General features: G+C 37.8%; 10 protein-coding genes. 2 read left to right on the top strand and 8 right to left on the bottom strand.

Going from position 1 to position 15,387, the window contains the following annotated elements; genetic code table 11:
* Window positions 1–104 precede the first annotated feature (104 nt).
* Window positions 105–971, top strand: a complete 867-nt coding sequence (locus U9K52_RS14955) for an MBL fold metallo-hydrolase (RefSeq protein WP_322927207.1) — start codon at window positions 105–107, stop codon at window positions 969–971.
* Between the two features lie 8 nt (window positions 972–979).
* Entirely contained in the window at window positions 980–1,615 is a 636-nt protein-coding gene (gene coaE, locus U9K52_RS14960; protein ID WP_322927208.1) for a dephospho-CoA kinase, read from the top strand.
* Window positions 1,616–1,659: 44 nt separating this feature from the next.
* Here the strand turns inward: coaE and U9K52_RS14965 are convergent, their stop codons facing one another.
* From U9K52_RS14965 to rlmD, 8 genes are all read right to left on the bottom strand, one after another.
* On the bottom strand, window positions 1,660–1,929 hold the full coding sequence (locus U9K52_RS14965) for a hypothetical protein (protein WP_322927210.1): 270 nt from the start codon (window positions 1,927–1,929) through the stop codon (window positions 1,660–1,662).
* Complete coding sequence (locus tag U9K52_RS14970; RefSeq protein ID WP_322927212.1) at window positions 1,904–2,209, bottom strand: hypothetical protein; 306 nt, start codon at window positions 2,207–2,209, stop codon at window positions 1,904–1,906. The genes U9K52_RS14965 and U9K52_RS14970 overlap by 26 nt, the downstream gene beginning before the upstream one ends.
* Before the next feature lies 1 nt (window position 2,210).
* The gene (locus tag U9K52_RS14975) at window positions 2,211–2,582 is read right to left on the bottom strand and encodes a hypothetical protein (RefSeq protein WP_322927214.1); all 372 of its coding nucleotides are present in this window, start codon (window positions 2,580–2,582) and stop codon (window positions 2,211–2,213) included.
* A 283-nt stretch (window positions 2,583–2,865) separates the two neighbouring features.
* Entirely contained in the window at window positions 2,866–9,309 is a 6,444-nt protein-coding gene (locus U9K52_RS14980) for a GEVED domain-containing protein (RefSeq protein ID WP_322927216.1), read from the bottom strand.
* A gap of 253 nt (window positions 9,310–9,562) precedes the next feature.
* The gene (locus U9K52_RS14985) at window positions 9,563–12,487 is read right to left on the bottom strand and encodes a reprolysin-like metallopeptidase (RefSeq protein ID WP_263602219.1); all 2,925 of its coding nucleotides are present in this window, start codon (window positions 12,485–12,487) and stop codon (window positions 9,563–9,565) included.
* A 306-nt stretch (window positions 12,488–12,793) separates the two neighbouring features.
* Window positions 12,794–13,453: a DUF6048 family protein gene (locus tag U9K52_RS14990; RefSeq protein ID WP_263602218.1), complete on the bottom strand. Its 660-nt coding sequence runs from the start codon at window positions 13,451–13,453 to the stop codon at window positions 12,794–12,796.
* Window positions 13,419–13,901, bottom strand: coding sequence for a hypothetical protein (locus tag U9K52_RS14995; RefSeq protein WP_263602217.1), 483 nt, complete (start codon window positions 13,899–13,901; stop codon window positions 13,419–13,421). The genes U9K52_RS14990 and U9K52_RS14995 overlap by 35 nt, the downstream gene beginning before the upstream one ends.
* A 32-nt stretch (window positions 13,902–13,933) precedes the next feature.
* Entirely contained in the window at window positions 13,934–15,346 is a 1,413-nt protein-coding gene (rlmD, locus tag U9K52_RS15000; RefSeq protein WP_263602216.1) for a 23S rRNA (uracil(1939)-C(5))-methyltransferase RlmD, read from the bottom strand.
* Window positions 15,347–15,387 lie beyond the last annotated feature (41 nt).

Here is a 15,387-nt window from a genome sequence, read left to right on the forward strand (position 1 = left end):
ATGCTATGACATATTTATGCGTCAACAAAAAATTACTAAATTATTTTTCAGGTTGGCGTGAAAATCTTATTTTTCAGAAATAAACAAACATTATAAATCTTAATATGAAACTATATCCAATACAGTGCGGAAAATTTAAACTGGATGGCGGCGCCATGTTCGGAGTCGTCCCGAAGAGTCTGTGGGAAAAAACCAATCCTGCAGACGAAAGAAACCTGATTGAGCTGGGAACCCGTTCCCTTCTTGTTGAAGACGGCAAAAAGCTGATTTTAATAGATTGCGGACTGGGAAACAAGCAGGATGAAAAATTCTTCAGTCATTATTCTCTTTGGGGAGATGATACTTTAGATAAAAATTTAAAGAAATATGGTTTTGTAAGAGAAGACATTACGGATATATTCCTTACGCATCTTCACTTCGATCATTGCGGTGGTGCTATTGAATGGAATGATGACAAAACAGGATACCGCCCGGCTTTCAAAAACGCACAGTTCTGGACCAATGAAAACCACTGGAAATGGGCAACGGAACCTAATGCAAGAGAGAAAGCAAGTTTTTTAAAGGAAAACATCATTCCGATTCAGGAAAGCGGGCAGCTTAATTTTTTACCTCTTCCTACCACCGGAAATTACGGTTTCGCACCGGATCTTAAAATGGATGTTATTTTTGTTGACGGCCACACTGAAAAACAGATGCTTCCCGTGATTCAATATCAGGAAAAAACCATTGTTTTTGCAGCAGATCTTATCCCGACCGCAGGGCACATCAACCAGGTATATGTAATGGGATATGATACCAGACCTCTTCTTACTCTTGAAGAAAAGGGAAAATTCTTAAAACAGTGCGTGGATAATGAGTACTTGTTGTTTTTTGAGCACGATGCCCACAACGAACTTGCCAGTCTTAAGATGACGGAAAAGGGTGTAAGACTTGATGAGACATTTAGTTTTAATGATGTTTTCGGATATTAATTCAAACTATGGAAGAACTACATTCAGAAACTCAGAAAGCTGAGCCGGAACCATTGTCAGCACCCAAGATCATCGGTCTTACAGGTGGAATAGGATCCGGAAAAACCACGGTGGCAAAATTTATCGAAGAGTTTGGATTTCCCGTCTATTATTCAGATGACAGAGCCAAAGATATTGTAAACGAAAATGAAGCCCTGAAAGCAAAAATTAAAGAACTTCTCGGTGAAGAGTCATATGACGCAAATGGAATTTATAACAGGAAATTTGTCGCTGAAAAAGTTTTCACCAACCAGAATCTACTGGAGCAGTTAAACCAGATTATTCATCCTGCAGTACGTCTTGATTTCGAAGATTGGATTAAGAAGCAGACAAAATATCTGATTTTTAAAGAAACCGCTTTATTATTTGAACTGAAACTTAATAAAGAATGTTATAAATCTATTTTGGTAACGGCAGAAGATAATATCAGAATGAAGAGGGTAATGGACAGGGATGGTAAAACGTACAGAGAGGTACAGGCCATCATGGAAAAGCAAATGCCTGAAAAAGATAAGATAAAACTGGCAGATTGCATTATCTATAACAATACCAATCTCGAAGATTTAAAAGAAATTACAGAAAAGATAGTTTTCGACATTGAATAAAATATAAAAGCCCGCTGAATATACAGCGGGTTTATTGTTAAAGTTTAGAAGTCATATCCTAATTTAAAGCTAATTTCAGGGATAACTTGCAAATCATAATCTTCTTTTAGAATTTTACCAATGCCTAATCCTAATCTTAACTCATAATTAAAGTTTTCTGAAAAATTTCTTCTTAAACCCCAATTAGGTATTATAGCTAAAGTTGGATTTACATGAATGTCTTTAGTATTCGATATAACAAACCAATCAGGTATATATTCTAACTTCGCTGATAGATAATTACCTGAATTATTTTTGGTTCTTTTTTCCATCATTTGATCTTTTCTTTAAATTATAGTACCATTTTGGAGAAAGAGAAACTGCAGGAGCAAGTGCAAATCCTGTTTTTGAATATAAATCTCCTCCCCAGATAGATGGGTAAAGTGATACTTCGCTACGCAGACTTAAATTTTCATCTAAGCGAGCTTCGTTATATATATTTGCTCCCAATATACCTATTTGAACTCCAGTTAAGGATTTTTCTATACCTTCCTTTTCTTGAGCGGTTGTAAAAACACCTGTTATTATTGATAAAGCCAAAACAAATTTTCTCATACTATTTTTTATTAATTGTAAAATTTCCAGAAATATACGAATTAGAAGATTCTAACTTTTTCCATTTGCCTTTTGCCGGAGCAGATGTATTAAGAATTCCGGAAAAATAATATTTATTAGGAGAATTAATATCAAACTTTCCATCAAAGGCAACATAGCCCTGAAATTCTTCTGATAAATTGTTTGATGAAAATACTAAAATACCATTTATTGTTCCTTCCTTGTCAACAATAAAATCTATAGTTCCAGTGTTACCCCCATCAAAGTTTCCGCCCCACTCTCCTTGATAAGCAGAATTAACTTGCCGTTTACTTTCTTCATCAGAAGTACAGGCAACAAAAAAGAGAAGAAGAAATAACGTGTTTTTAATCATATTGTGTTGTTTAATTTTTAGTAGTAAAATAGGTGTGAAATAATTGACAGGCTTTCAATATACTTATACTTTACAATCTAAATGACTTAGCTTATGCTTATATATTTCCGACTTTAAATATAAATATTACATTAACAAAAATACAATCGGTGACTTCTAAATTATATTATGATAAATTAACCTGAATATTTTTATCCTAAAAATGATAATCCATATAGTTAATAATCATAAAAAAACAGGTTCCCATTACTGAGAACCTGTTAAATGATTAATAATTAAATGATTATTCTTTGATGAATTTCTTCTGAGCGGTAACTTCATTTCCATCCTGAATATCGATCACATAAACACCATTGATCAAAGTGTGTACATCAATCTTATTATTCAGAATAATTCCGCTTGACACCAACTGTCCTGCCGCATTGTAGATCTTATAATTCGCTTTTTTGCTGATATTTTTCACATACAATATTGAACTAACCGGGTTAGGATATATTAAGATATCCGTCTGATTAATTGGGTTAGGAACAGGAAGTTTAGAAATCCTTACGGTATAATCTTCAACTTCTCCGTTAGGAATGTTTGTACAGTTCACCGGAATAGCATCTTTTGACAATGCCACTCTCATTACTACGTATTTGTAGTCTGTTAAGCTCACGAAAGCATCTGCCGGCACTGTGAACGTTCCGCTAACGGTAGCATCAGTATTCGGAGCAACAGCCATCACTCTTTCGTTAATATCGAAGTATCCGTTTCTGTTGAAATCAATCCAGACAGCTACACCAGCCTCAGTGTTTCCTGAAAGTTTTTTATCAATTGTAATCTGGTTGTTTGAAGAACCCTGAATCAATTCTATAAACTTGGCAGAAACACCTGTATAGTCTGTATAGTTGGATGCACCTGATGCGTTTTCCATTACAGGTTTCCCGTTTGGTGTAACTTTCACTTTCGAAACATACCCTGCAGCGGATGAAACCGCTGACATCTGACAGTACACTACCGTAGGAGTTGTAAAGAAGTATGGTAAAGTATATGTTCCCGGTGTTCCGCTACATACATTAGCCACCTGCAACTCGTATTGCGTTAATTCCAACAATCCTGTAAGTGTAATTGTATTTGTGTTTGAAGTGACTGTTGTCCAGCTTGGAATACCTACTTTTCTATATTTCAAGATATAGGTTGCTCCAGGGAAAGAATCCCATACCACGACTGCTGTTGTAGGAGTAAGGTTGGTAATTGTTAATCCCGGAGGTGGTAGTTCACACGTTCTTTCAGTTGTGAATACTTTAGGGTTAGACCAGGCGTTCACTGTTGTTTCTCCGTTACATTGATTAGCAACCTGCACTTCATATGTTGTATACGGGCTTAAACCTGTAAGAGTATACGTATTTAAAGGTGCTGCAGTAATATTTACAGTAGTCCATGCACCCGTTCCTACAACTCTGTATCTTAATACATAAGTTGCACTCGCTACTATCGGAGACCAGCTTATTACAGCAGAGTTTGTAGTTACTGTACCGACAGTTACATTTGGAGGTGTAGGATCACATCTTGTTGTGAATGTCTGAACCGGTGTAAATGTTCCCGGTGTTGTACCACAACTTGCGGCAATCTGTACTTCGTAAGTTGTTGCAGGAGTTAATCCTGTAAGAGCCAATGGCGGGTTTCCGGTTAATGTAGAAGCCACTACCTGTGACCATGTTCCAGTACCGGCTACTCTGTATCTTACAATAAATGTAAGTCCTCCCGCAGGAACAGTCCAAGTTACATTAGCAGACGTATGAGTAATCGTATTGAATGTTACGTTTGTAGGGGTGGTGGTTGCACATGGTCTTAATTTCACCGCGTAGTCTTCCACTTCTCCATTTACGGCATTCTGACACATTACAGGAGCACTTGTACGCTTGAGAACAACTCTCATTGTCGTGTTAAGATTTCCGTTGTATGCATTTGCCGGCACACTAAATAATGCGGTTACCGGGCTTGTTGTACTCGCGGCAGAAGCCATAATCTGCTCTGAGGTTTCAAAGACTCCGTTTCTGTTGAAATCTATCCAGGCAGATACGGCATCATTTTGTGTTGCTCCTTTTGATACGGAGATTTGATTACCTGTAGATCCTATTTCCAGATTAATTAAAGTAGCCGGAGTTGTATAGCTAATATAATTGGTCTGAACGGATGTATTGCTCATTGGAGGAATACCTGGATTCACTGAAGTTACCGTAACATTAGAGATAAAATCAGTTGTACCCGTACCGGTCATATTACAATAGGTAATAGGCGTTGTAGTAAAAGGTGTAGAAGCAGACCAAGGTCCCTGAACTCCACCACAAATTGTAGCAACCTGTACTTCATAAGCTGTTTGTTCCGTAAGACCTGTAATATTATAGCTGTTTCCGGTAATCGGTGCAGGAGATACAGTCCAAGCCCCCACAGGGTTTGTTGTTCTCCATCTAACAAGATAGGTAGCTCCTGTTGAAGAAATCCATGATATAGTAGCTGTAGTAGCTGTGATATTTGACACAGTAATTCCTGAAGGAGCTGCTGTAGTACAAGGCTGAATATCTACAAATTTCACCTGATAATCCTCAACTTCTCCATTGCTTGTAAGAGGTGAACATGCATCTGTTGGTGTAAGGAAATACACAATAACACGCATTTTCACTTTATTGGTTCCTGCATAAGCTCCTGCCGGAACCGGGAATGTTGCCGTTACAGGTGTAGTTGAAGAATATCCAAGGTTCATAATTCTTTCTCCTCCCGCTACCGTAGTTGGATTATTATTAAATATTCCGTCTCCGTTGAAATCTATCCATGCATAAGTAGAATATGTGCTTGATAATATTGTTCTCCCTACAGAAAGTACATTACCCGTAGAGTTTCGGGCTAACGTGATGATTTTTGCAGGATCATTAGAATAATCGGTATAAGTACTTGCCCCAGAGTTGTTAGACATCATAGGTGTAGCTGTACCTGTTACCGTAATATTATTAATAAATCCGTCACTAACCGTTGCCGTACCCGAATTACAGTATGATATAGCAGGTGTGGTAAAGTTGACGGAACTTGACCAAGCGCCTGTGGTACCGCCACAAGTAGTTGCTACCTGTACTTCATAAGTAGTAGATCCGTTTAGGTTGATAATCGTGTAAGGGTTTGTTGTCGGCGCAATAGTTGTCCAGGCACCAGTTCCTGTTCTGTATCGTAAAGAATAGGTAGCTCCGGTAGCATTAATCCATGAAACTAAAGCTGTAGAAGCGGTAATATTCGAAACAACAATTGGAGATGGAGCAGCTGTTGTACAAGGTGAAAGATCAATAATCTTAACCGCGTAATCTTCAATCTCTCCGTTGGCAACTGTTGCACAAGGATCTGTAATACTGCTGGTAGAGAAAATAACTCTCATTCTTAAGGTCAGCGGCCCATTGTATGAAGTTGCCGGAACAACAAATGTAGCACTTATCGGAGTAGTAGTATTTGCTGTAGTGCTGATTACTCTTTCCGTAGTTTCAAAAATTCCATTTCTATTAAAGTCAATCCATGCCCCAACAGCTAATGAAGAAGTAGTTGTTGTTAACCATGATTTGGAAACGGAAATACTGTTATTTGTGGTATTACGAACTAATGTAATTAATTTAGCAGGGTCAGCTGAATAATTTGTATAGGTATCTGCACCTGAATTATTACTCATTACATATGAATTGGTAGGAGTAACTGTTACATTAGAAATATAACCATTGGTATTATTGTTTGAATTAATTGTACAATAAGTTACCTGTGGCGTTGTAAACTGGTAAGGTGCCGTAAAGGTCCCTGTTGTTCCCGAACATACGTATGCAACCTGAACTTCATAAGATGTCTGCTCAGTTAGACCATTTATTGTATATGCATTAGCTGTTAATGGAACTGTAGTCCATGTTGTAGAACCTACCGGTCTGTATTGTAATACATAGGTTGCTCCTGCTGCCGGATCCCACATTACGTAAGCAGAAGTTGCAGTAAGGTTGGTAACCGTAAGGTTTAATGGAGCGTTACTTGTACAAGGAATTGGCTGTATTAATTTCACTGCATAATCTTCAACCTCTCCAAATGTAAAACTTGTACACATTGTAGGTGAAGTATTAAACTGCATTGCCACTCTCATTCTCGTGGTAGCAGGTCCGTTATAGGCATTTGCCGGTACTGCGAAAGTAGCTGAAACCGGAGTTGTTGTACTAGCCGGCGAGTTCATTACTTGTTCGGAAGCTTCAAAAACACCGTTTCTGTTGAAGTCAATCCAAACACCTACTGCTTCACTGAATGCAAAACCAGTCCAGAACTTATTAACAGATACCGTATTATTTGCTGATCCTATTACAAGATTTACAAGAGCACTTGGCGTAGTTGTATAATCTGTATAAGTAGAACCTCCAGAGTTATTGCTCATTACTGCAGCACCATTCGGCGTAACTGTAACATTAGAAATATATTCATCATTAAAGTTATTTGATGTCATATTACAGTAGTTCAGACCTAATGTTGTAAAGTTCGTTGATGCGGAGAAAGCCCCCTGAACACCATTACAAACTGTTGCCACCTGCACTTCATATTGAACTCCATCATTTAAACCTGTAAGATTTACAGAATTTCCTGTTGAAGTAACAGTAGTCCATGTAGTACCTCCAACAGGGCGATACTGAATGACATATGTGGCATTTGCCGCGGCAGTCCATGTTACAGTAGCGGTAGTTTGTGTAATTGCAGATACTGCAATACCTGCCGGGGCAGCACCTGTACAGCTGGCCAAGCTCGTTACTGTAGCACTTCCGATTGCATAGAATACGTTTCCTATAGAACTTACTCTGATTTTAACGGTGGCTCCAACCGTAAGGCCGGTTAGTGTTAAAGACTCATTACCATCGTTAGCGGTAGAAGCAGTTGCTACTGTCCATGTAACTCCATTGTCGGTTGTATAATCAATTTTTACATTTGCTACGTTATAAGGTGCTGCTGTAGTATTAACAACATCCCATGTAATAGCAGTTGGTGCATTGTTATAAGCAGTCGTAGAAGTTACTTTGAAAGGTCCGTCATTCCCAACAATAATCTGCTGATTTGCAAATTGCGTCTGCTGCTGAGTAGGATCAGGATTGTTATCTCTAACCGTTACTCTGAAATTTGTTGTTCTCGCAACAGTAGAAACAGACTCCCATCCATTATTGGAATTATTTAGCACACCAGCTAATACTGATGCTAGTTTAGGGAAATACCTTGTAGGGCTTGTCGTCGGATTAAATGATCTGAATGTAGCTCCACTTGCAGTTGTTCCAAGATTATTTTTATTAATGGTAACGTTTGCGTTATCCACCTCTTCCCAGCAATACGTCATAGGATCGTTTTCTGCGTCTGTAGCAGAAGCTGTTAATACGAATGCCGTACCTTTAGGAATATTATAAGAAGGTAAAGGAGTAATTACAGGCGGATTATTGGCAATTACCATTTCAACATCGCATGTTTTACTGGTAAGATTATTCTGAACCTGGGTAATACTTACTGCGTGGAAATAAGGATCTGAATGAGCCTGAACATCAGTGTTGGTTCCTGTGATTCCGGCATATCCCATAATAGTAGAGCCGGAACCCGGTTCTACGTTTACACCTGCAGTTTCCAGGCCGTGTGAAAATGTATGATTTGCACCTAACTGGTGTCCCATTTCGTGTGCTACATAATCAATATCAAAATTATCTCCCTGTGGAATACCATCCGCAGGAGAAGTATATCCCGAGCCTTTCTGGGTTGCATTATTATTAGCAGGATCGATACATACACATCCTATACATCCAGCATTTCCTCCCCCACCTGAAGCTCCGAATAAGTGACCGATATCATAATTGGCACTTCCTACATTTGCTGTAAGTGTTTGCTGTAACTGAAGATTCCAGTTATTCATCTGCGCAGCAGGAGAATACGGATCTGTGGCGGGATTTGTATATATTACTCCCGGAAAGTTCTGTAAATTAAGATGTAAGGCAAAATCTTTTTCAAATACGCCGTTTACTCTCGTTAAAGTAGCATTCACGGCAACCAGTGCATTGGCTACTGTACCCCCAAAATATTGGGTATACTCTCCGGTTACCGACATTGCCAATCTCATCGTTCTGTATTTTTTATCAGAAGATTTCGAAAAATCGGTTGTTTGGTTGGTGAATGTTTTTCCAGCTTTATAAAGCTTATCGATTTCCATTTTTGTCAAACGGTCTTCGTTCATAGAGCAGAGAAAGCCTTCGTTGCTTTTATCAGTTTTTGGGTGCACACCATAAACCGTTTTGCCTTTATCGGCCGGCTCTATAAATTCATAGACACCGTTTTTGATTATCATCGACTGAAAATCATCCGGTGCTAAGCTGAATCTCAGGTATTTTCCGGGATCATCAATCCCAACACCTACATAAGATCCCAGTTGATACTCGTCTGCCAGTTCCTTAACTACCACAGGGAAGCTGTAAACGGCAAACTTTTCAATTTTTCCTTCTAAAGTTGGCAAGGAAATGGTAACGGGCTTTGCATTTTTACCCGTTTCCTGCGCTTTTGCCAATTGAGACTTTAGCAAAGAAATGTTTAGAGTGTAATAGCTCTTAATATCGGAGCCTGCTCTTGTTTTTTCTCCCCCAAATGTTGTAGGACTCCATTGTGCACTGGTAATCGCAAACAAAAAGAGGAAAAAGAAAGAAGTAAAATTTTTCTTCATAACTTTCTCAATATTATATTAATTATACAAATCTAATCATTTTTTATTATTAATATGAAAATGCAAATATTTTTTTCATACTAAATTCACAATTATTCAAACCAACTCTTGCAATAGTTATTTTTCACAAATGCATTTACCGTATTTTAAAATTATTCATAAATAATAGCAGATTTATTCAAGCCCTTTACAGCACAATAAAAAAATCCCCGGGCTTCCCCGGGGATTGAATTAATCATTTAAAATTATCTTATTATTTCTTGATGAATTTGGAAGTGAATAAATCTTTTCCTTTTTCTTCAACAGTAATTATATAACCACCTTTGATCAGTTCGGAAACATTGATTTTTCCGTCAATAATATTCCCTTGTCTTACCAATTGACCGGCAGCGCTGTAAATTTTATAAGATGCCTTATCAGAAACTTTGGTGATGTTTAAGATATCTGATACAGGATTCGGATAAATTTGAATATCATTTTTAGGTCCGGCAACATCGTTTGTTCCTAAAACCGTTGGTGTCACGAAAACGTTATAGTCTTCAACTTCACCATAATCGTATGATGTACATGCAGTAGCAGAGGCATTATAACGAAGCGCTACTCTCATTTTAAGCATCTTATTCTGAACTGCAGTTGTTGGTACTGTAAATGTAGCACTTACTGTTGGAGTTACACTTGGTGCTGAATTCAATACCAATTCTGATGATTCAAATGTACCATTTCTATTGAAGTCAATCCATACTCTTACTCCTTCCAGATAAGTATTTCCTGTCCAAGTCTTGGTAACCGAAACAGTATTCCCTGTAGATCCGCTAACCAGATGGATTGTTTTTGTACCATCCAAACCATAGTCAGTATATGTTGATGCTCCGGTAGTATTATTTACGTTGGCCAATGTTACATTAGAAATATATTCGTCTGAAGAATCAGCTGATGTAAGAGAGCAATATGTTAATGAAGAAGCTGTTACAAATGGAGTATTAGCACTATAAGTACCAGGAGTTCCAGAACAAAATGTCAATACCTGAAGATCATATTTTGTTCCTTCTTCCAATCCTGACAAAGTAACAGCATTTCCGGTTGCAGTAGTCTGCTGCCAAACTGATTCTGTTACTTTTTTATATCTTACTGCATAAGAAGTTACCCCTATTGAAGGATTCCAGCTTATCATTGCAGAAGATGAGGTAATAGCGCTTACCGCAATATTTGTTGGAGCTGCAGAACTACATGGCGCTGCTGCGGTTACCAACACCTGCTTAATAGCATAGAAGATATTGCCGATCGATGAAATTCTTATTTTAATATTTTGACCGTTTAATGATGAAGGGAAAGTATAACTTTCAGATCCGTCATTTGGTGTAGATGCAGAAAGCACAGTCCATGTATTACCATTATCGGTCGTATAATCGATTTTTACATTCGATACATTATATGGTGCAGCACTAGTACCTGCAGTATCCCATATTAAAGCCGCCGATGTATTGTGATATACCTGCGTTGAACTTACTTTGAAGGGGCCATCACTTCCTACTGTAACATTCACAATATCACTTTGTGTTTGCTGTGATGTAGAAACAGGATTATTATCTCTTACAGTCAATACGAAACTGGTTGTTCTTGCCACATTTGATACCGTTTCCCAAATAGAGGGAACTGTTAAATTTCCGGCTAATACTGAAGATAACTTAGGAAAATATCTTGTATTTCCGGTAGAAGTTGGCACTACAGATCTGAACAGCGCCCCTGTCGTATTATTTCCTGTAACACTTGTTACTGGAGTATTTGCGCTGTCAAACTGTTCCCAGGTGTATGTCATAGGATCATTTTCAGGATCTGTTGCTGTTGCAGTAAGAACAAATGCTGTTCCTTTCGGAATAGTATAATCATTTAATGCTCCTATTATAGGTGGATTGTTCGTAATATTTGTTTCAATATCACATGTCTTACTAGATAGATTGCTTTGTACCTGTAAAATACTCGCTATGTGAAAATAAGGATCTGAATGAGCTTGTACATTCGCTCCCGGAACAATTCCTGCATACCCCATAATTGTTGATCCGGACCCTGGCTCCATATTCACTAATGTTCCTTCAATATTATGAGAGAAAGTATGATTAGCTCCCAACTGATGTCCCATTTCATGAGCCACATAATCAATATCGAAGTTATCCCCCTGAGGAATAGCGTCGGCAGGAGACGTATATCCTGAACCTTTACCTGGAGATTGGGAATCGGCAGGATTTAAACACACACAGCCTATACAGCCTGCATTACCTCCACCTCCTGAAGCACCAAATAAATGTCCTATATCATAATTTCCGTTTCCGACATTTGTTGTCAAAACATTTTGAAGTTCAAGATTCCATGCACCTGCAGCTCCTGAAGAAGCTGGAGAATAAGGGTCCGTCGCAGGGTTTGTATAAATCACCCCGGGAAAACTCTGAACAATCAGATGTAAAGCAAAGTCTTTTTCAAAAACACCATTTACCCTTGTCATCGTAGCATTAATAGCCGTAAGGGCTCCTGCCACTGTCCCTCCAAAAAACTGCGTATATTCTCCGGTTACAGACATTGCCAGCCTCATAGTTCTGTATTTCTGGTCTGAGTTTTTCGCAAAATTTGTTGGGTTGTTCTGAAAGCTTTTTCCTTTTGAGTAAAGCTCACTGATCTGTTGTTTTGATAAAGGACTTTCATTAGTACCACATACGAATGCTTCTCCTTTTGACTTATCTGTTTTAGGATGCACTCCGTAGATCGTTTTATCAGCATTCTGAGGTTCTATAAATTCATAAACCCCGTCTTTAATGATCATTGACTGAAAATCATTAGGCGCTACAGAAAATCTCAAATACTTAGAAGGATCATCAATACCAATTCCTACATAAGATCCCAGCTGATATTGGTCGGCCAGTTCTTTTACCACAACCGGCTGACTATAAACTGCAAATTTTTCTATTTTACCATCCATCGTTGGCAAAGAAATTTCCACGGGCTTTGCATTTTTCCCTGTCTCCTGAGCATCTTTAAGCTGGGTTCTTATTTTATTAAGATCCAACTTATAATAACTTCTCACATTAGAAGATTTCTCTGACCTTCCTTCATAATTAGCCGGAGTCCACTGCGCAAACATTGTTCCCCCGACCAAACTACAAATTAAAGTAGTAATAAGTTTTTTCATAAAAGGATAATTTTATCAATTGCAAATATATATCATTTGCGAGTTTTCACCTAATAAAAACGCAGTATCAGGAATGTTTTAATGTTAAAAAATAAAAAATAATTAATTATTATTATAAATAAAAACGCATAAATTAACAATTTTAAGATATAATACATTTTATAAACAACAAATCATTTTAAAATACATAATAAAACATAAAGAACATTAAAAATTCAGCAATAACAGCTTAATTGATATTTTAACATTAAGAAATATAAAATCCTTCCTGATAACAGGAAGGATTAATTTTTATGATACCGTAATTTAAAACTTATAAGCAATATTCCATGCGAACCCCATATTGAATTTTGATGAACTTCTTCCGAATCCGGGTACAATCATTGGCTGAATATCTTCTTGCTTGCTTGTGGCAACAAGGTATCGTGGCTGAAGGTTTACATCAATGAAAAAATTGGATTCAAAGAGCTGAACTCTCCCACCTATGGTTCCTTCCAGCCAGTAAGATGACTGTGAAGATGACGGAAAAGAAACAGAAGAACTACTCCCGCCAAAACCGCGGACAGGAACCGCCATATATTCCTGAGTATAAAAAGATCCTCCGATTTTACCTCCGGCATAGAAACCGTTAAATTCATTTTCCGGATCTTTTGCAAGCATATAAAAAGCCCCGATTTTCAGAAAAGGTCCGTTCGCCTTTACGTCATACCCGTTTTTCTGGTAAATATTGGATTCAAATCCGGCTTCTACAATACCATGAATATTATTTTTTATTTTAGAAGAAATAAATCCCTGGTAAAGCTTTCTGTCTGAAAAAAAAGATACGCCTGCATTCAGTACATCGCCGCCTACCATAAAATTAGGTTCATATTTCCATTTTTCTTTTTTTGTTTCCTGGGTATTCTGAGCAAAACTCAGGATATAGATTACACTAAAAAAGAAGGTAAAGATTGGTTTTGTCTTCATTTTCAATAAAATTTTGTCCGTCCTGAATAGCTTTTACAGGAGCATTTGCAGATGTCGTTAGTACCGAATTTAAATTTTCATATGTTTTTTTAATTCCGCATCCCGGGGAAACATAAACAGCTTTGGTGGTATAATTTACCCTTACCCTGGATTCTGTTCCCAGATTAGTGGTTCTAAAGTAAACATCCGTATATGGTGAATCATCTACTCTTAAAGGAATTATTCTGGAAGTTATTTTCGCCTCACCCCCCAGCTGAACTTTTCCGGTGCCGTAATCTACGGCAACATAAAGAGAGTCAAGAGTTCTTTCTTTACCGTTTTCTGCGTTAAGGAAAGAGAATTTCATTCTTGGCGTTCCTTCTCCGCTTTCACAGATATCATCATCAGCACCGCATGAAAAAAGCAGGCTGATACAACATAAAGCAAACAGAAATTTAAAAGATTTCATATTATAGATGATGTTTGTCAAATTTAAATAAATTATTTCTTAAGGAGCAATGCAATATTCTCTACATGGTGGGTTTGCGGGAACATATCCACAGGCAAAATTTTAACAACATCATAATGATCTTTCATTAATGCCAGGTCACGCGCCTGTGTAGCAGAATTACAGCTCACATATACTACCTTCTGCGGCGCCAGCTTCAGGATCTGCTCTACCACTTTCTGATGCATCCCGTCTCTTGGGGGATCCGTAATAAGAACATCCGCTTTTGGATGATTGGCAAGAAATTCATCATTAAAAATATCCTTCATATCACCACAATAAAATGTTGTGTTGGTAAGCCCGTTCAGCTGTGCATGTTCTATTGCTGCATCAATTGCTTCCTGAACAGATTCTATCCCAATAACCTGCTTTGCTTTTCTTGCCACATATTGAGCAATCGTTCCCGTTCCGGTATAAAGATCATACACTACTTCATCACCCTTCAAATCTGCAAATTCCAATGTTTTTCTGTAGAGTTCAAGCGCCTGTTTGTAATTGGTCTGAAAGAAGGATTTCGGACCGATTTTGAATTTCAAGCCATCCATTTCTTCCATTAGATATCCTTCCCCAAAGTAAACGTTGATATCCAAATCATAGATGGAATCGTTCGCTTTCGGATTGATGGCATAAACCATTGTTTTAATCTGAGGAAATGTTTCAAGCAGAAATTGGAAGAGTTTTTCCCTGTTTTCTTTTTCTTCTCTGAAAAGCTGGAAAAGGACCATCCACTCCCCTTGTGAGTTTTGTCTCATCATCAGAGTTCTTAGAAAGCCTTCATGATTTCTAACATCAAAGAAGTCAAGACCATTTTTCACGGCATACTCTTTTACAGCAAGCCTGATGGTGTTTGAAGGTTCCTCCTGAAGGAAGCATTCTTTAAGATCCAGAATTTTACTCCACATTCCGGGAATGTGAAAGCCCAGCGCATCTCTGTTTCCGAAATTTTCTTCCGAACTGATTTCATACTGCGTAAGCCAGCGGGAATTTGAAAAAGAGAACTCCATTTTATTTCTGTAATAATACTGCTCTTCCGAACCTAAAATAGGCACTGTTTCAAAATGATCAATCCCTCCGATTCTCTTGATATTATTATAAACTTCTTCCTGTTTGAAATCCAGTTGCTTTTCATAGCTCATATTCTGCCATTTGCACCCTCCGCAAACCCCGAAATGGATACATTTCGGATCTACTCTGTACGGTGATTTTTCAAGAAGATCTACTGCTTCTCCTTCGTAATATTTTGATTTCGCTTTCTTTACTTTTACATTCACGATATCCCCGGGAATTGCACCCGTTACCATTACGGTTTTTCCTTCTTCGGTTCTGCCAATAGCAACACCTTTTGCACCTGCATTTAAAAGTCTGATATTTTCAAGAATAATATTTTTCTTATTTCTCTTTTTCATTAAGAATTTTTTCTGTTTTACTGTTTAAATTGCCAGAGATC

This window comes from Chryseobacterium sp. MHB01 (genome assembly GCF_034651565.1).
Lineage (GTDB): Bacteria > Bacteroidota > Bacteroidia > Flavobacteriales > Weeksellaceae > Chryseobacterium > Chryseobacterium nepalense.

Excerpts from the sequence above, each read along its gene's own strand:
- U9K52_RS14955 (WP_322927207.1), top strand. The coding sequence starts at position 105 with ATGAAACTATATCCAATACAGTGCGGAAAATTTAAACTGGATGGCGGC.
- coaE (WP_322927208.1), top strand. The coding sequence starts at position 980 with ATGGAAGAACTACATTCAGAAACTCAGAAAGCTGAGCCGGAACCATTG.
- U9K52_RS14965 (WP_322927210.1), bottom strand. The coding sequence starts at position 1,929 with ATGATGGAAAAAAGAACCAAAAATAATTCAGGTAATTATCTATCAGCG.
- U9K52_RS14970 (WP_322927212.1), bottom strand. The coding sequence starts at position 2,209 with ATGAGAAAATTTGTTTTGGCTTTATCAATAATAACAGGTGTTTTTACA.
- U9K52_RS14975 (WP_322927214.1), bottom strand. The coding sequence starts at position 2,582 with ATGATTAAAAACACGTTATTTCTTCTTCTCTTTTTTGTTGCCTGTACT.
- U9K52_RS14980 (WP_322927216.1), bottom strand. The coding sequence starts at position 9,309 with ATGAAGAAAAATTTTACTTCTTTCTTTTTCCTCTTTTTGTTTGCGATT.
- U9K52_RS14985 (WP_263602219.1), bottom strand. The coding sequence starts at position 12,487 with ATGAAAAAACTTATTACTACTTTAATTTGTAGTTTGGTCGGGGGAACA.
- U9K52_RS14990 (WP_263602218.1), bottom strand. The coding sequence starts at position 13,453 with ATGAAGACAAAACCAATCTTTACCTTCTTTTTTAGTGTAATCTATATC.
- U9K52_RS14995 (WP_263602217.1), bottom strand. The coding sequence starts at position 13,901 with ATGAAATCTTTTAAATTTCTGTTTGCTTTATGTTGTATCAGCCTGCTT.
- rlmD (WP_263602216.1), bottom strand. The coding sequence starts at position 15,346 with ATGAAAAAGAGAAATAAGAAAAATATTATTCTTGAAAATATCAGACTT.